The 17515-nt window shown below is 66.3% G+C and carries 15 protein-coding genes; 8 read left to right on the top strand and 7 right to left on the bottom strand.

The features are described 5' to 3' along the window. The first annotated feature begins 68 nt into the window (after window positions 1-68). Together KTR40_RS14095 and menD are read left to right on the top strand one after the other, a co-directional pair. Entirely contained in the window at window positions 69-2144 is a 2076-nt protein-coding gene (locus tag KTR40_RS14095; RefSeq protein WP_228404113.1) for a PhoX family phosphatase, read from the top strand. Window positions 2145-2360: 216 nt separating this feature from the next. Continuing rightward, window positions 2361-4130, top strand: a complete 1770-nt coding sequence (gene menD / locus KTR40_RS14090; RefSeq protein ID WP_228404112.1) for a 2-succinyl-5-enolpyruvyl-6-hydroxy-3-cyclohexene-1-carboxylic-acid synthase — start codon at window positions 2361-2363, stop codon at window positions 4128-4130. A gap of 83 nt (window positions 4131-4213) precedes the next feature. Here menD and KTR40_RS14085 read toward each other — a convergent pair whose 3' ends face one another. The 5 genes from KTR40_RS14085 to KTR40_RS14065 form a co-directional block, all read right to left on the bottom strand. Next, a complete protein-coding gene (locus KTR40_RS14085) occupies window positions 4214-5428 on the bottom strand; it encodes an aminotransferase class I/II-fold pyridoxal phosphate-dependent enzyme (RefSeq protein ID WP_228404111.1) in 1215 nt (404 codons plus the stop codon). 223 nt (window positions 5429-5651) lie between these two features. Next, window positions 5652-6452, bottom strand: a complete 801-nt coding sequence (locus KTR40_RS14080) for an amino acid ABC transporter ATP-binding protein (protein WP_139030091.1) — start codon at window positions 6450-6452, stop codon at window positions 5652-5654. A 12-nt stretch (window positions 6453-6464) separates the two neighbouring features. Further along, window positions 6465-7256, bottom strand: coding sequence for an amino acid ABC transporter permease (locus KTR40_RS14075; RefSeq protein WP_139030089.1), 792 nt, complete (start codon window positions 7254-7256; stop codon window positions 6465-6467). A 160-nt stretch (window positions 7257-7416) separates the two neighbouring features. Beyond that, window positions 7417-8220, bottom strand: a complete 804-nt coding sequence (locus KTR40_RS14070) for an ABC transporter substrate-binding protein (protein ID WP_139030087.1) — start codon at window positions 8218-8220, stop codon at window positions 7417-7419. A 170-nt stretch (window positions 8221-8390) separates the two neighbouring features. Then, window positions 8391-9800, bottom strand: coding sequence for an isochorismate synthase MenF (locus tag KTR40_RS14065; RefSeq protein WP_228404110.1), 1410 nt, complete (start codon window positions 9798-9800; stop codon window positions 8391-8393). 88 nt (window positions 9801-9888) lie between these two features. Here KTR40_RS14065 and KTR40_RS14060 point away from each other — a divergent pair, with 88 nt between their 5' ends. The 5 genes from KTR40_RS14060 to KTR40_RS14040 all read left to right on the top strand — a co-directional run bounded on the left by KTR40_RS14060 (window position 9889) and on the right by KTR40_RS14040 (window position 15320). Continuing rightward, on the top strand, window positions 9889-10680 hold the full coding sequence (locus KTR40_RS14060; protein ID WP_228404109.1) for an alpha/beta fold hydrolase: 792 nt from the start codon (window positions 9889-9891) through the stop codon (window positions 10678-10680). A gap of 52 nt (window positions 10681-10732) precedes the next feature. Further along, the gene (locus KTR40_RS14055) at window positions 10733-11512 is read left to right on the top strand and encodes a demethylmenaquinone methyltransferase (protein WP_228404108.1); all 780 of its coding nucleotides are present in this window, start codon (window positions 10733-10735) and stop codon (window positions 11510-11512) included. A 3-nt stretch (window positions 11513-11515) separates the two neighbouring features. Then, window positions 11516-12856, top strand: coding sequence for a geranylgeranyl reductase family protein (locus tag KTR40_RS14050; RefSeq protein ID WP_228404107.1), 1341 nt, complete (start codon window positions 11516-11518; stop codon window positions 12854-12856). After that, window positions 12853-13953: a polyprenyl synthetase family protein gene (locus tag KTR40_RS14045; RefSeq protein ID WP_139030080.1), complete on the top strand. Its 1101-nt coding sequence runs from the start codon at window positions 12853-12855 to the stop codon at window positions 13951-13953. The genes KTR40_RS14050 and KTR40_RS14045 overlap by 4 nt, the downstream gene beginning before the upstream one ends. Window positions 13954-14456: 503 nt before the next feature. Next, window positions 14457-15320 (top strand): endonuclease domain-containing protein, encoded by an 864-nt coding sequence (locus KTR40_RS14040; RefSeq protein WP_139030078.1) that lies wholly within the window; start codon window positions 14457-14459, stop codon window positions 15318-15320. Between the two features lie 110 nt (window positions 15321-15430). Here the strand turns inward: KTR40_RS14040 and KTR40_RS14035 are convergent, their stop codons facing one another. Continuing rightward, on the bottom strand, window positions 15431-15856 hold the full coding sequence (locus tag KTR40_RS14035) for a hypothetical protein (RefSeq protein ID WP_139030076.1): 426 nt from the start codon (window positions 15854-15856) through the stop codon (window positions 15431-15433). 14 nt (window positions 15857-15870) lie between these two features. Next, window positions 15871-16539, bottom strand: coding sequence for a trimeric intracellular cation channel family protein (locus KTR40_RS14030; protein WP_139030074.1), 669 nt, complete (start codon window positions 16537-16539; stop codon window positions 15871-15873). A gap of 60 nt (window positions 16540-16599) precedes the next feature. On the opposite strand from KTR40_RS14030, the gene KTR40_RS14025 reads away from it, so the two are divergent. Then, window positions 16600-17469 (top strand): sirohydrochlorin chelatase, encoded by an 870-nt coding sequence (locus KTR40_RS14025; RefSeq protein WP_228404106.1) that lies wholly within the window; start codon window positions 16600-16602, stop codon window positions 17467-17469. Window positions 17470-17515 lie beyond the last annotated feature (46 nt).

The raw sequence follows: 17515 nt of genomic DNA, 5'->3' as shown, positions 1-17515 counted from the left end.
GCTGACGGCTGCGCGTAGGAACCGGCTGAAAGGGTGGGGGCACCGCATCGATTTTTTGGAAGGCACCCATGTCTGAAACGACTGCCCGCAAGTTCACCCTGCTGCCGATGCTCGGCCACACCAAGGGCAAGCGCAGCGCCGTCACCTGCGCCCTGAAGTGCGACAATGCCTGCGCCGGCGACGTCTGCAACACCAGCTCCAACAGCTACTTCCGCGACATCGCCTCCGCCACCATCTCCCGCCGAGCCGCCCTGGGCTTTGGCGCCGCCGGTGCCCTCGCCGTCGTCCTCGGCAGCGCGGTAACCTCCCCTGATTCCGCAAGCGCAGCCGGTCTGTCCAAGGCCGCCAAGGAGGGTTTCGGCAAGTCCAAGCTGCAGTTCACAGCCATCCCGTCGATTGACGCCATGGTGGATGCCGTCACGGTTCCGGAAGGCTTCACCTGGAAGCCGGTCATCCGCTGGGGCGACCCCATCTTCAACGACGCGCCGGAGCTGGACCTGAACAACCAGACGGTTGCAGCCCAGGAAAAGCAGTTCGGCTACAACAACGACTACACGGACATCCTGGAGATTCCGGGCAGCAAGGGCCGCCGCGCCGTTTTGTTCTCCAACCACGAGTACACCAACGACGCCATCATGTTCCCGCCAACCATGCCGGCTGAGCAGCAGCGCAAAGTGGGAGCAGCCGCACACGGGCTGACCGTGGTGGAGCTGGAGCGCCACAACAAGAACCAGCCGTGGACCTACGTCAAGGGCGCAGGCCTGAACCGCCGCTACCTGAACAGCACGGTCTATGAACTGACCGGCCCCGCTGCAGGATCTGCGCTGGTCAAGACCGTTGAGGACAAGGACGGCCGCTTCATCAAGGGCACGCTGGGCAACTGCTCCGGCGGAACCACCCCGTGGGGCACCATCCTCTCCGGTGAGGAGAACTTCCAGGGCTACTTCGTCGGCAATGGCACTTCCGCCGGAGACAAGCGCTACGGCATTACCAGCAAGCCAACCGCCCGCAAGTGGGAACTGGACGAGGACCGCTGGGACACCCGTAAGCCCGGCTACGAGAACGAGGCCAACCGCTTCGGCTGGATCGTGGAAGTGGACCCCTTCGACCCCACTTCCACCCCGAAGAAGCACTCTTCCCTGGGCCGCTTCAAGCACGAGGGCGCCAATGTCATCATCGCCGGGTCCGGCCACGTGGTGGCTTACTCCGGCGACGACGAGCGGTTCGACTACCTGTACAAGTTCGTTTCCAAGGACAAGTACGTCGAGGGCGACCGTAAGCACAACATGACCCTCCTCTCCGCCGGCAACCTGTACGTCGCCAAGTTCACTGGCAACTCACCGGCTGCTGAGATCACCGGCACCGGGGCCGTTCCCGCCGACGGAGCGTTCGACGGTATCGGCGAATGGCTGCCCCTGGTGGTGGACGGCAAGTCCGCCGTGAAGGATATGACCGTCGAAGAGGTCCTGGTGTACACCCGCCTCGCGGCCGACAAGGTTGGCCCCACCAAGATGGACCGCGCCGAGGACGTACAGCCCAGCCTCCACACGGGCAAGGTTTACGTGGCGTGCACCAACAACTCCAACCGCGGCACCGGGACGAACGAAGGCGCCACCGAGGTCAACCCCCGCAACCAGAACCGTGACGGCCACATCGTGGAAATCACCGAGACCGGCGACCAGACTTCCACTACCTTCACCTGGAACCTGCTCATGGTCTGCGGCGATCCCAAGCAGGGCGATGTCACCTACTTCTCCGGCTTCCCGGTGGACCAGGTCTCGCCCATTTCCTGCCCGGACAACCTCGCGTTCGACTCCGTGGGCAACCTCTGGATCTCCACCGACGGCGCCCCCTCCGGCATCGGCCGTGCGGACGGGCTCTTCAAGGTCACCCTGGAAGGCGCGGAGCGCGGCAAGGTGGAGCAGTTCCTGGCTGTTCCGCGCGACGCCGAGACCTGCGGCCCCATCATCCACGATGAGGAGCGCACCGTGTTCGTTGCCGTGCAGCACCCGGGCGAGGACGGTACGTTTGAGAACCAGCTCTCCTTCTTCCCGGACTACGTCGCGCCAGGCACCGCCCCGGCTCCCGGCCAGGTGCGCGCACCGCGCCCGTCCGTGATCCAGGTGTTCCGCACCGACGCCTGACCTTCCACCCCAGCCTGCGACCCTCTCTCACTTCCTGCGGGTTTCGGGTCAACGCTCTCTCACCTTGGTCCTTCACCGGCCGGTAGGTGAGAGAGCGTTTGGGTTTAAAGCACGGTAGGTGAGAGAGCGTTTGGGTTTAAGGCACGGTAGGTGAGAGAGCGTTTGGGTTTAAGGCACGTTAAGTGGGAGAGCGTTTGGGGGTGGCAGACTGGTTTGGTGACTTCGTTGAACGAGCCTGCCCCCGACGCCTCCCACACTGCTCCTTCCCCTTCAGAGGCTTCCGACGCCGCCCCTTCCCTCAGCGCCTTGGCCGCGGCGAGGATCGCCGTCGGGGTTTTGGTCGACGGCGGCGTGCAGCACGTGGTGGTTTCGCCCGGTTCCCGTTCCGCCCCCATGGCATACGCTCTGGCCGAAGCCTCGGCTGAAGGCCGCGTGGAACTGCTGGTGCGGATCGACGAGCGTTCGGCCGGGTTCACGGCGCTGGGCCTGGCACTGTCCACAGGCTCGCCGGCGGCCGTACTGACCACGTCCGGGACCGCCGTCGGAAACCTGCTGCCGGCGGTGATGGAGGCGAACCACGCCGCCGTCCCGCTGGTGGTCCTGTCCGCCGACCGCCCGGACGAGCTCCGCGGCACCGGCGCCAACCAGACCACCGTCCAGCCGGACCTCTTCGGCGAGCAGGTGCGCTTCGCGGCCGACGTCCCTGCCGGGGCGGACCCTGCGCGCGCCATCCGGACAGGGCTTTCGGCCGCCACGGGCGCGTTCCCGGACCTCCCGCCCGGCCCCGTCCAGCTCAATCTGGCTTTCCGCGATCCGCTGGTCCCGTCACCGGGAGAGGAGCTCCCGGCGACTGCCGTCCGGCAGCGCTACCGGATCGGCACCGAGCCGCTCATCATGAACCTGCCGCCCGCTTCAGCCGGGCTGCCCGAGCGGCGGACGGTGGTCCTGGCAGGGCACGACGCCGGGCCGGTCGCCGAAGCGTTCGCCCGCGCCCACGGCCTGCCACTGCTGGCAGAGCCGTCATCCAATGCGCGTTTCGGTCCGAACGCCGTGGGGCCGTACCGGCTGATGCTGGAGCACTTCGGGCTGGGTTCCGCCATGCCGGTCGAGCGCGTGGTGCTGTTTGGCCGGCCCACACTCTCCCGTCCTGTGGCGGCCCTGCTGGCCCGCACAGATGTTCCGTCCGCCCTGTACCAGCCCGTTCCCGTGGCCTGGTTCGAGCCGGGCCGCCGCACCGAACTGCCGCTGGAAAACCTTGCAGACCTCGCGGAATTCGCTGGCCGCGGGGCGCCGGATTGGCTGGATACCTGGCTGCTGGCGGGCTCGGCCGCCCAACATGCCCTGGACGGAATACTTTCCGCTGACCCCGCAGCCACCGGCCCATCCGTGGCCTCGCTGGTGTGGAAGCACAGCGGCGGCCAGCTGCTCCTGGGCTCCTCCAACGGAATCCGGGACGTGGACCTGGCCGGGCTGCCTGCCCCCGAGCCGGTCGCCACCGTGTACGCCAACCGCGGGCTTGCGGGCATCGACGGCACCATCTCCACGGCCACGGGCCTGGCGATCGGCGGCCGGCAGGAAACCACCGTCCTGCTGGGCGACGTCACTTTCCTGCACGATGCCGGCGGGCTGTTCCTCGGTTCCGGGGAGGAGCAGCCGCAGCTCCGGATCGTGGTCCTCAACGACTCGGGCGGCGCCATCTTCGACCTGCTGGAGCACGGGGCGGTGCGCGAGGCCGGTACGTACGGTGACGCCGTCGAACGCCTCTTCGGCACCCCCCACATAGTGGACCTTTCGGCACTCGCCGCAGCGTACGGCGTCGGGCATTCAGCGGTCAGTACGACGGCGGGGCTCGCCGAGGCGCTTGCCAGGCCGATCGAAGGCCGCACCATCGTGGAGGTCCGCACGGACCGGCACAACCTGCGCGCCCTGCATGGGCGGATCAAGGAAGCTGTGGCCGCCGCCGTCGGGGGAGTACTGGCCCCGTAGGACCGCTCACCTGGACGTCGGCCTGAACTGACAGTGAACGCTCCGCCGGTGGGCGTCGCCTCACGGCAGCGCTCCTTCCCGGGTCACGCGCTGCTTTCCTTGATTGCGGCTTGAAAGGCCGGGAGGCTGCGTTCAATCATGTCCTCGTTGGCCGTCAGGGAGATCCGGAAGAACCCCGGCGTTTCGAACAGCACGCCCGGGAACACGAAGACGTCCCGCCGGGCCAGCGACTCGGTGAACGCTTCGTCATCCGGGACGGGGGACGTGACATACAGGTAGAACGTGCCCTCCGGCGGCTGGAGGCGGTAACCCATGCCGCCCAGGGCATCAACCAGGCGGTCCCGGCGTCGCTGCAACTGCCCGACGTTGATGGAAAACTGCTCCAGTTCGGGCAGCGCATGCTGCAGCAGGGCATTCGGGTACACCCAGCCCATGGCCACCTGCAGCCCGGTGATGGCCGGGCGCATCGCAGCTCGGTCCGGCAGGGTGGGCGGCAGTGCAAGGTAGCCAACGCGCTGGCCGGGGGAGAGGTGGGTCTTGCCGTAGGAGTATGCCAGGAGCGTGTGCGCGTAGAACTCCACCGGGCTGTGGAAGCGCAGGCCATCGAACACAATCCGGTTGTACGCCTCGTCCGAAACGAGGTAGATCCGGCGTCCTATTCTCGCGGAGGCAGCCTCCAGCAGTTCGGCCAGCCGAAGCAGGAGCTCGGCGGAGTAGATCCGGCCCGTCGGGTTGTTGGGCGAATTGACGATCACAACCCTGGTGCGCTCCGTGATGGCAGCTCCGATCGCGTCCAGGTCCAGATCGAACGTTGCCATGTTGGCCTTGACCTTGACCGGCACGAGCCCGGCTTCAAGGATCAGGGGCTCGTACAGGAACCACGGCGGAAGGCTGTAGACAACCTCGTCACCGGGATCCGCCACGGTCTTGAGGGCCAGGGCGATGGCGGCGAAACCGCCCGTGGTCAGGTAGATGTCCTCCGCCCGGAACGGCACATCCAGCAGCCGCTGGAGGGATTCCGCTGCCGCTTCCCGGGCGCCGGCACCGTTGGTCTTGTACGCAAACCACTGGTCATTCCGGGGTGTCAGCGCATCCCGCAGCGTATCGACGTAGCGGTCCGGCGGCATCTGGTGGGGGTTGCCGAACGTGAAGTCACAGATGTCCGCCTGCCCTTGCCGGCGGACGTCAGCCTGGGTGATGTAGGCATCCACCCGCTGGAAGGAGGGGATCGACGCCAGCTGCGCAGCGCGGGCAGATACTGCCGACGTGGCCTGGAATGAAGCTGTCGGATCGTTCACGTCAGCACTCCTGGATAGGGCGGCCGGAGGAAACGGCAGCCGGACGGCAGCGCTCTGCTGAGCCAGTGGAGGCTGTGGTGGGGTCCATTGTCGGCTCCGGCATGGACAGAAGTAAAGGCCCTTGGATGCGCAAATGCCCTGGCGCTACCGGAATTCCGGTAGCGCCAGGGCATTCGGGCGTCGGCGCCGCGCGGGGAAGCGCGCGTGGCGCCTCCGGGACTCGCTACTCCTCGAGGCCGATGTGCGTCGGATCGAGGACGCGGCGCAGGAACTCCTTGGTGCGTGGCTGGGTGGGAGCACCAATGACCTGCTCGGCCGCGCCCTCCTCCACCACAACGCCGCCGTCCATGAACACCACACGGTCCGCCACCTCGCGGGCGAAGCCCATTTCGTGGGTCACCACCAGCATGGTCATGCCCTCCTTGGCGAGGTTCCGCATGACGGAGAGGACATCGCCTACGGTTTCGGGGTCCAGCGCGGAGGTGGGCTCGTCGAAGAGCATCAGCTCCGGGTCCATGCTGAGGGCACGGGCGATGGCCACGCGCTGCTGCTGCCCGCCGGAGAGCTGGTCGGGGAAACGGTCCGCGAGGTGTCCCAGGCCTACGCGCTCCAGGTTGTGCAGGGACACCTTGTCCGCCTCGGCCTGGGAGCGCTTGAGGACCTTGGTCTGGGCGATGGAGCAGTTGCGCTTGGCGTCCAGGTGCGGGAACAGGTTGAACTGCTGGAACACCATGCCTACCTTGCGGCGCATTTTGTCGATGTCCACGTCCGGGTCCGTGGCCTCGAAGCCGCCCACGTGGACGCTGCCCTGGTTGGGCTGTTCCAGCAGGTTCACGCAGCGGAGCAGGGTGGACTTGCCGGAGCCGGAGGGGCCGATCAGGCACACCACTTCGCCCGGCGCCACGTCCAGGCTGATGCCCTTGAGGACCTCGTTGGAGCCGTAGGACTTGCGCAGGTCCTTGATGGAGACGCCGGCGGCGTGGATGGTGCCGGTGCCGGCGGAGGAATTTACGACGTCGTTCATGGTCTTCCCTGCCTATCGATTGTTCCGCGCGGTGCGGCTTTCGAACTTCCGGGCCAGGAAGCTCAGGGGGATGGTGATCACCAGGTAGAAGGCGCCGGCCACCAGCAGCGGCGTCAGGCCTGCACCGAGGCTCGAGATGCCGTCGCGGCCGAACTTGGTGAGCTCGTACTGGGAAGCGGTGAGGCCCAGGACATAGATCAGGGAGGAGTCCTTGGTCAGCAGGATGACCTCGTTGGTCAGCGGCGGCAGGACGATCTTGAAGGCCTGCGGGATGACGATGGTGACCATGGCCCGCCACTGCGGCATGCCCAGCGACCGGGCGGCTTCCAGCTGGCCCTTCGGCACTGCCTGCAGGCCGGCGCGGAGGGTTTCTGCGATGTAGGCCGAGGCCACCATGCCCAGGGAGACCATGACGATCACGGTGATGTTCCACGAGACACCGAACGCCAGCGGCACACCGTAGCCGAAGGCGATGAAGACCAGCAGCGCCGGGATGCCGCGGAAGAACTCGATGTAACCGGTGGCGATCCAGCGGTACAGCGGGAAGCTTGAGAGCTTCATCAGGGCCAGCAGCAGGCCGCCGGAAAGGCCCACGATGAAGCCGAGGAACGTGTAGATCAGGGTGTTGACCAGGCCAGTCACAAAGATGCCCGGGAACATCGGCCCGATCTTGGCGAAGTTGAAGACGCTGTTGCCGATGGTCTTCCAGTCGGTGGCCAGGATCAGTGCGGCGATGGCCACAACAAAGATTCCTGCCTGGACATACAGGCTTACTCTGGCTCGTTGACGTGCGGTCATTGCCATGGGGTGCTCACATTCGTTGTGCGTGGCAGAGGCCCCGGACGGACTGCGTACAGCCCGTCCGGGGCCCCAACTGCGGAGTTCTCAAGGCGGCGTAGCTCTCGGGGCCGTGAGGGAACCAGGGGCGGGGCCCTGGACCTGCACGGCGACTACAGCGCCGTGGCTACTTGGCGGTTTCGCCGAACCAGGTGGTCTTGAACTTTGCCAGGGAACCGTCGTCGGCCAGGCGCTTGAGGGTGCCGTTGACCTTCTCCGCCATGGCGGTGTTGCCCTTCTTGATGGAGATGCCCAGCTGCTCGCCGGTGGCGAAGTCCTCAACGCTCTTGAACTTGGGCTGGTCCTTGATGGCGTAGCCCAGGACGGACTGGTTGCCCAGGGCTGCGTCGATGGTGCCGGCTTCGAGGGCCTGCACCAGGAGGCCGGTGTCCTCGAACTGCTGCGCGTCGATGCCCTTTTCCTGGGCGTAGTCGGCGCCGGTGGTTGCCTGCTGGACACCCACCTTCTTGCCCTTGGCGTCGTCCAGGCCCTTGATGCCGGAGTCCTCGCTGGCAACCAGGGCCAGGTCGTCATCCAGGTATGGGGTGGAGAAGTCCATGACGGACTTGCGGGTGTCGGTGATGGAGATCGAGGAGATTCCCAGGTCGCACTGGGTCAGCGCGGTGCCGGTTTCGATGGCCTCGAAGGAGCTGTCCACGATGCTCAGTTCGGCGCCGAGGTCCTTGGCGACCTCCTTGGCAATGTCGATGTCGAAGCCGACGGTCTGGCCGTCCTTCTCGAATTCGAACGGCTCGTAGGGGATGTCCGAGCAGACCGTGAGCTTGCCGGCGTTGATGAGCTGGATGCCGCCTTCGGACGCTGCCGGGGTGGAGCTTCCGCCGCCGCAGGCCGTGAGGGTGAGGGCGCCGACGGCGAAGACTGCTGCTGCCTTGGCGGTCATTTTGGCCGTGGCCAGGGACTTGAGCTGCATGTTTCTTACCTTTTGTTGCGGGGAGTATGCGGTACTAAATCGGTTCATAGTGTAGCGCCGATTATGAGATGTGCATCACAGGAAACTTAGTTTCACTATTGGATAACTAAATCACAATGGAAATCAAGCGCGTCGGAGGTGCGCATGTCTCCTATCCCGGACAGGGGGAGTCAGCTGCTGATGCCAAGGGACTCCAGCATCGGCCGGAACTTCGCCCACGTCTCGGCGAGCTCGGCCTCAGGCTGCGAGCCGTCCACTATTCCGCAGCCGGCATACAACCGCACGGTGGTGGGGGACTCGATGACGGCGCCGCGCAGAGCGATGCCCCACTCACCGTTCCCCGCAGCGTCAAGCCAGCCCACCGGTCCGGCGTACGGTCCGCGGTCCAGGTGCTCCAGCTTGCGGATGAGCGCCCCGGCCACCTGCGTGGGGGTTCCGCAGACGGCGGCGGTGGGGTGCAGGGCGTTAATCAGCGCAAGGCAGGTGGGCACATGGCCCTCGATCTCGGCCAGCTCGGCCTTTACGTCGGACGCCAGGTGCCACACGTTGGGCAGTTCCAGGATGAACGGCTCGTCGTGCGCGTTCATGGCTTCGGAGAAGGGTGCCAGCTGCGAGGTCAGCGACTGGATGGCGATATCGTGTTCGTGCCGCTGCTTTTCGGACCCTGCCAGTACCCGGGTGGCGTAGTCCATCGGGAGGCCGTCCTCGCCGTGCGCATCGCGGCGGTCCAGTGTTCCCGCCAGCACGCGGGCCTGGGCGGTGCGGCCCTCAACCTGGATCAGCATCTCGGGAGTCGCCCCCACCAGCCCGTCCACCCCGTACGTCCAGCATTCGCGGTACCGCGCGGCGAGCTCCCGCAGTACCGCGGAGGCATGTACGCCGGAGGGAATAGTGGCCACCACGTCCCTGGCGAGCACCAGTTTTTCCAGCGCCCCGGTCCGGATCTCGGCCACCCCCGCTTCCACGGCGGCCATCCAGGCTTCCTCGCTCAAGGAGCCTGTGTGCAGCGTTGCCGCCGCAGCGAGCGGAAGGGGACGTACGACGGCGCCGCCCGCTTTCGCGGAACCTCCGCCTGGGGTGCCGTCCCCGGCAGGGCCCGCTGCCGCCGTCGTGCCTGCTGCAGCAGATGCGGCCGCGGCAGCTGCGGAACCACCGGCAAGCCAGCGGTCCAGGGCGGCGAGGGCGCCGGCCTCGGTGAGGGGGCCGTCGTCGAACGTGAGGTGGGTGAGCCAAACCTTCCCGTCACGCACGCCCACCACGATCTCCGGCACGATCAGCCGCGATTCGTGCGCGGAGGTCTTGGAGAAGGCAAAGGAACCGAAGGCCACCGGTCCTGTCCCGGGGAGCTCCACGGAATCAGTGACGTCGGCCTCGAGGACCAGGTGCCGCCACCAGATGTCGGCCTCAAGGAACCGCTCGGGACCGGTTGCCGTAAAACGCGCGATTTCGCCGAATCCCGCCAGTCCGGCCTCGCGGCGGGTCCAGCAGAGGACATCGTCCCGGACCAGAAACACAGGAAGCCCCCCAGGGAATTCTTTTCCATCCAGGGGGACTGTCAAGGTGCGGAACGTGCTCGTCATGATGAGACAACACTACTCCCGAGTGTGCAGTGGCCCGGGAGCCCGGGAAGAGGTACCGGCTGGGGCCCGGTGGGAGTAGCCTCCTGCCATGGGCTCCGATGTCCGCCGGCTGTTCCTCAGCACCGGCGTCCACGTGCCGTGCCTGGTCCAGGGGGCCGCCTCGGCGCAGCCGCTGCTGCTGCTCCATGCCTGGGGCGAATCGCGCAGGAGCTTCGACCGGCTGGCCCCGCTATTGGAGGGATTCCGGATCTTCGTGCCGGACCTGCGCGGCCATGGGGAGGCAGACAAGCCTGCCACCGGATACTCGCTCGAGGACCAGGCCCGGGACGTGGCGGCCATCCTCGATGCCCTGGGACTTAAGTCGGCCGCCGTCCTGGGTTCCTCCAGCGGGGGTTATGTGGCCCAGCAGTTGGCGGTGATGCAGCCTGAACGTGTTGACGCCCTGGTTTTGGCGGGTTCGCCTTTGACCCTTCAGGGGCGGCCCGCGTTCGCTGACGAAGTGGAGGCCGTCACCGACCCGCTCGACGAGGACTGGGTGCGGCAGTCGCTGCTGTGGTTTCCCCTGGGCCGGGCAGTGCCACAGTGGTACCTGGATGACCGGGTGGCGGACGGGTTGAAGTTGCCCGCGCACGTGTGGAAGTCCATGCTGGCCGGGCTCTGCCAGGCTGCGCCTCCCACGGAAACCGGAACCATCCGCGCGCCCGCGCTGATCCTGTGGGGAGAGCAGGACGGCCTCCTGCCCCGCAGCCAGCAGGAAACCCTCGCAGCCCGTATTCCCGGTTCAGTCCTGAAGACGTACGCCGGAACCGGCCACGTGGTCCTGTGGGAATGCCCGGAGCTGGTGGCCGCGGACACCAGGGCATTCCTCGCCCAATCCTGAGCCGCGCAGCCCCTTGGTCCGGACCCTCCTGAACATTTGAGACAATGTCAGGGTGAACCGAGCATCCTTGGATAAGCGTCCGGACGAAGTAGCCACGATGTTTGACGACGTCGCACCGAAATACGACGTCGTCAACGATGTCCTGTCCATGGGGCAGACCCGCCGGTGGCGGAAGATCGTGGTGGAAGCCATGGAAGTATCCAAGGGCCAGCGCGTCCTTGACCTGGCCGCCGGCACGGGCACATCCAGCGAGCCGTATGCCGATGCGGGCATAGACGTGGTGGCCTGTGACTTCTCCCTTGGCATGCTCAAGGTGGGCAAGCGCCGCCGCCCGGACATCGACTTTATCGCCGGGGACGCCACCAACCTGCCGTTCGCGGACAACACGTTTGATGCCAGCACCATCTCGTTCGGCCTGCGCAACGTCAACGAGCCCAAGAAGGCGCTGCAGGAGATGCTCCGCGTCACCAAGCCCGGCGGGCGCCTGGTCATCGCCGAGTTCTCCCAGCCCGTGGTTCCGCTCTGGCGCACCATGTACACCGAATACCTCATGCGCGCACTGCCCGCCATCGCCGTCAAGGTCGCCTCCAACCCGGACGCCTACGTCTACCTCGCCGAGTCCATCCGCGCCTGGCCGGACCAGGACCACCTGGCCGCCTGGCTGCAGGATACCGGCTGGGAAAACGTCACCTACCGCAACCTGACCGGCGGCATTGTGGCCGTCCACCGGGCGTTCAAACCTGCCCACCCGGCTCCGTCCAACGGCGGCGCTGCCGCCATTGCTGCGCACAAGGGCCCTGTGGCCAAGCTGCGCCGCAACATCACGCGCTGACCTGTGAAGGTACTGATTGTCGGGGCGGGGCCAGCCGGCTCCACCGCCGCGTACTACCTTGCCAAGGCGGGGATCGACGTCACCGTCCTGGAGAAAACGAGCTTCCCGCGCGAGAAGGTCTGCGGCGACGGCCTGACCCCCCGCGCCGTCCGTGAAATCCAGAAGCTGGGCCTGCCGCACCCTGAGAACGACGGCTGGCGCCGGAACAAGGGGCTTCGCCTGATCGCCGGCGGGCGCACCGTCGAACTGCCCTGGCCCGAGGTGTCCGACTTCCCGCAGTACGGCCTGATCCGCACCCGGCTTGGCTTTGACGAGGAACTGGCCCGGCACGCCCAGGCCGCCGGCGCCGCCATCCTTGAGCGGCACAGCGTCACCGAAGCGCTGCGGAACGCCGACGGCCGCGTCACCGGCGTCCGCGCAGCGCTCCTGGACGAGTCCGGACGCAGGACGGGCGAGACGCTTGAGTTCAGTGCCGACGTCGTCCTCGCCGCCGACGGCAACTCCACGCGCACCGCCGTTTCCCTGGGGATCCAAAAGCGTGACGACCGCCCACTCGGCGTCGCCGTCCGCACCTACTTCAGCTCGCCGCGCACGGACGACGACTGGATGGAAGGCTGGCTGGAGCTTCCCGGCCGCGACGGCAAGCTCCTGCCCGGCTACGGCTGGGTGTTCGGCGTGGGGGACCGCACCTCGAACGTGGGCCTTGGCATCCTGAACTCCTCGAAGGAATTCGGCAAGCTGGACTACAAGCAGGTCCTGCGCGAATGGACCGCCGGAATGCCCGCTGACTGGGGCTTCACACCGGAGAACCAGGTGGGCGAAATCCGGGGCGCCGCCCTGCCCATGGGCTTCAACCGCACCCCGCACTACTCGCCCGGCCTGCTCCTCCTGGGCGACGCCGGCGGCATGGTCTCCCCATTCAACGGCGAGGGCATCTCCTACGCCATGGAGTCCGCGCGCTTCGCCGCCGAGTTCTTGGTCGACGCCTCCTCGCGCTCGGCTTCTTCGGGCGGAACGTACGACGCCGACGCGCACCTTGCGCGGTACGCGGACTATGTGCGGGACCAGTGGGGCTCGCACTTCACGCTCGGCCGGGCCTTTGCCGCGCTGATCGGCAAGCCGGCTGTCATGAAGCTCGCGCTGCGGACAGGCATGCCAATCCCGGTGCTGATGCGGTTCGTGGTGCGGCTCCTTGCCAACCTCACGGACCCGTCCGCGCGCGGTTTTGAGGACCGGGTGATCCGCGTCCTGGAATCGCTGGTTCCGGCAACAACCAATACATCGCCCGCCCCGGCAGACTCCAATCAGCGGTATCCGCTACAAAAAGTTAGGGTTAACCCGTGACCAACGCCGCAGACCACAGCTGGACGCACGCCGGACACGGCCTGCCGGGCTCCGAACCCAGCCTTAACACCACCGCCATCGCGACGGGTTTGCAGCTGCCTGCGGGCTTCGCCGCCATCGCCGGGGACCCCGAGCTGGGCCCGGCCATCACCACCAACCTGGCCCGGGTGGAGAAAAAGCTCCGCGAAGCGATCGCCAACTCGGACCCCCTGGCTGATGCGACGTCGCGGCACCTGGTGGAAGCCGGCGGCAAGCGGATCCGGCCCCTGTTGACCCTGCTGTGCGCCCACCTTGGCGATGCTTCGCTGCCCGCGGTGGTGCAGGCCGCCGTCGTGGTTGAACTGACGCACCTGGCCACCCTGTACCATGACGACGTCATGGACTCCGCCCCATTCCGCCGCGGAGCGCCCACGGCGCACGAGGTGTGGGGCAACTCGGTGGCCGTCCTCACCGGGGACCTGATCTTCGCCCGGGCCTCGATCCTGGTGTCCGAGCTTGGCTCCCGTGCCCTTGGCATTCAGGCGCGCACGTTCGAACGGCTGTGCCTGGGCCAACTGCATGAGACCGTGGGCCCGCGCCCTGACGAAGATCCGATTGAGCACTACCTTTCCGTCATTGCTGACAAGACCGGTTCGCTGGTGGCGGCGTCCGGGCAGCTGGGCGCCATCTTCGCCGAAGCCGATCCCGCCTTCGAGCCCGTCCTGGTGGAGTACGGAGAAAAGGTGGGAGTTGCTTTCCAGCTTGCGGACGATGTTATTGATGTCACCGGCATCAAGGTGAAGTCCGGCAAATCCCCGGGCACTGATCTGCGCGAAGGCGTGCCCACCCTGCCGGTCCTGCTCCTGCGCAAGGCTGCCGCGGACGGTGACCAGTCCGCCGTCGGACTTCTCCAGCTCATTGACGGCGACCTGACCTCCGATGAGGCGCTTGCCGAGGCCGTTGCCGGACTGCGCGAACACCCCGTCACGGCAGAGTCGTGGGTGGTTGCCCGCCGGTGGGCTGATGAAGCCATCGCCGCGCTCGCCCCCCTGCCCGAGGGCGTAGTCAAGGACTCCCTGTCCAACTTCGCGCTGGCCGTGGTGGACCGCGCCAGCTAGCCCTGGATCTTGCACGGAAGCCCGGCCCCACGGTGCCGGGCTTCTTCTTTGCGTCGATTGCTCCGCACCTGCCCTTTTGGCCCGCCATAACGACCGGTGTGGAGCAATCGATGGGTTGGCGTTAAACGGGACAGCCCCGGTTCTCGGCAACGATACGAGTCATACGTTGCTTTGAACCGAGGCTGTCTCTCCGTTCGCATCAGACCCGCCGGAGGCGTTTAGCGGATCCGTGAATAGTCTATGACAGCTTTGTCATAGAGCGCAAGTAGCTTGTTACCTCTTCTGTCACAGACTTTTCGCCGGCTAAGACGGGGGCTGACCGGAATGCGCCACTTATGAGTGTTGGGCTCCGGATGGCCCGGATGACTGCGGGGCAGGCGCAGGCGGCGGTGGTCAAAAATCACGCATTCCGGTGCAGGCCGGGGATCAAACCCGCTGACATGTTGTCCACATAGTCGTAAGTGCGGCTCGCGGAGCGTTCCAGGCGGCAACACGCTGTTCTGGTGGACATCAATGACTACATGATTCGGCACGGAGGAGCTGCCCGTGCACTGCAGCTGAAGAGGGCGGGTTTCTCTCGCACGATGGTCAGCCAGGTTGTTGGGTTGGGCGTACTTGTCAAAGTTCGGCGGGGCGTCTACGGGCTGCCTCGCCAGGACGCCATGGCCACGGCCCTGGCTGCTGGCGGCAGACTGACCTGCCTCTCCGCGGCGCCGGTGTACGGGCTCTGGACGCTCAACAGTGTTACAACCGTTCATGTCTGCCGCAGTCACCCGAGTAAGACGGCAGGGGTAAAGGACCATGGCCGGCCCAGGCATCCAAAGCATGCGTGGCTGCCCGTTGTTGGGCTGGCCGATGTCCTGCTTCACGCCCTTCACTGCCTTCCTGGGCCCGATGCTCTGGTCATGGTGCAGTCGGCCGTGGGCAGCGGAAGTATCTCCCTGGACTTCCTGTTCGCAAAATGCCAGGGTCGCCGGAACGGCAAAGCGCGGTCGGTACTGGATTTGGTGATTCCCAGAGCAGACTCGGTGCTTGAAGTCCTGGCCAACGCTCATTTCGCGAAAGCCGGGCTTCGGGTGCGGAGGCACGTCTTCATTCCCGGAGTGGGCGAAGTGGACTTCCTCGTGGAGGAATGCCTTGTGGTCGAGCGCGACGGGTCCACTCATTTTGAACCGCGTTCCGTGAAGCGGGACCAGCGGCGCAACAACCGGAGCATCGTCGATGGCTATCTCGTCCTGCGTTACTACTATGACGACGTCGTTCACTCGCCGGAAGCAATGGTGGCTGAAGTCCAGGCAGTGCTGAAGCTATGGCAAAGCGGTCAGTTTCGTGGCAATTCCGTCGGCAACTTTGGCCTATTTGCGTAGCTTATGGCTGAGTCAAAGCTGCCTGACCTCGGGAATCCAAGGGCCCGAGGCGGATCCAGCCCTAAAAACTACGCATTCCGGGCAGAAGGAACGAGATGAACAGGGGAACCCTAGTCTTCGTCGTCCTCGAAGGCCCATTCGAACATGTCGAACACGAACTCCGAGAAGGTGCCTTCCTCGGACTTCCACTGGCCGCGGGCGTTGTTGCGCCGGTACACGATGGGGTCCGGGACACTGAGATCGCCTACGCGGAAGCCCCAGGTGTACTCCTCTTCCTCGTCCTCGAGGAACATCAGGAAGCCCTCGTCGTCGACTTCGAGCTCGTCCGGATCCCAGAAGTAGTGGTAGGCCTCCATCAGGTCCTCGCAGCCACCAAGGGCCAGGTAGAACTCGCGGAGGACCAGGGGAATCTGGAACTGGTGGTCGGCCAGGGCCTTGTCCAGCTCTTCGGGGGACAGCCCGTCCTCTTCCTGCCATTCATCCTCGAGATACTTCGGAACAAGCGCACGGAACTTCTCGAGGAACATGTCAGTCATGCTTCATATCCTAGCTAATCGCGGCCCTGCGGTTCGCCGCTGCCAGCCCCGGTCCGGTGCCAGCCGTGGACGGCCAGCGGGATGCGCCAGGACCGCCGCCAGCCCAACACCCGGAAGGCAAACACGACCGCGGCAACGGCGCAGGCGGTGAGCGCATTGAAGGTCCCGGTCACCCAGAGCACGCCGGTCAGCGCGGCTCCACAGAATGCGGGTACGGCGTACAGGTCGGCAGGGTTGAACAGCTGCGGCACCTCGTTGGCCGTGATGTCCCGGAGCAGCCCGCCGCCCACCGCAGTGGTGACGCCCAGCAGGACTGCGGCCAGGGGGTTCACGCCAAAGCTGAGCGCCTTCAGCGTGCCGGTGATGCAGAAGAGGGCCAGCCCGCCGGCGTCGAACAGGACCAGCAGCGACGTGAAGCGCTGGAAAGCCGGGAACAGGAAGTACACCAGGACCGTGGCCAGCACCGGCGGGACCAGGTAGGCGGGGTTGGTGAACGCGGCCGGGATGACGGCGAGGATGATGTCCCTGATCACGCCCCCGCCGAGGGACACCAGCGAGGCAAGCAGGAGCGAGCCCACAATGTCGAACTGCTTCCGGGCCGCCAGCAACGACCCGGACACGGCGAAGAAGAAGACGCCGGCCAGGTCCAGCCATACCAGGGCGATGTCAAAAGGGAATGTCATGGAGCGTCCCGGCGGTTTAAAGAGGGCGGACAGAGCGGCTCCAACGTTACGCTAGCCCCTATGAACAGCCCCATCATGATCGCCTGCGCCCATGGGACGTCCAACACACAAGGTGCCGCGGAGGTCAACGCCCTCCGGGATGCCATTGCCGCGCTGCGCCCGGGCCTCGATGTCCGGGAAGCCTATGTGGACGTCCAGCAGCCGGACCTGGTGGACGTGGTGGCGGGCCTGCCCGAGGGGGAATCCGCCGTCGTGGTTCCGCTGCTGCTCAGCGTGGGCTACCACGTGAAGGTGGACATCGCGAGGGCTGTGAAGAGCCGGCCGGGAAGTGCCGCGGCCGCCCCGCTGGGGCCGGATCCGCGCCTGGCAGAGCTGCTGGACCAGCGGCTGCGGGAAGCCGGCGTCACGGACAATGATGTGATCGTCCTGGCCGCCGCGGGCTCGTCCAATCCCAACGCGGCCAAGAGCGTCGAGGAGCTCCTGGGCCAGTTGCAGCAGCTCCGGTCCAACCGGATGGTGGCCGCCTACGGGGCCTCGGCCAAGCCTTCAGTGCCCGACGCCGTCGCAATGCTTCGCGAGGAACTGGAAGGCGGTGCCGGCGCGGGGGAGTCCGCCGGGGCTGTCGACGTCGGCGGGCGCGTGGTGATTGCCTCCTACCTCCTGGCGCCGGGCCACTTCCACGACCAGCTCGCCAAGGCCGGCGCCGACGTTGTCACCGAACCCCTGCTGCCGTCCCCCGTGCTCGCCGAGATCGCGCTGGAACGGTACGACGCCGCCGTCGCAAAAATGAAGGAAACGCCTGCCAAAGCGCCTGAGGTTGAACGCGCAGCGCCCGCCGCCGCAGCCCCCGCAGGACCGGAGCCCGAAACACAGGAGGGTGGCTTCTTCAAGGCCGTCCGGCGTTTCGTGACGAAATATTTCCCTAGGTGACTTAGCGTTTCCGGGCCTTTGTGACGCTCTTCGGGCGGGACCTACA

Source organism: Pseudarthrobacter sp. L1SW, assembly GCF_020809045.1.
In the GTDB taxonomy this organism is placed as follows: domain Bacteria; phylum Actinomycetota; class Actinomycetes; order Actinomycetales; family Micrococcaceae; genus Arthrobacter.
This window is presented reverse-complemented; position numbering and strand designations above follow the sequence as displayed.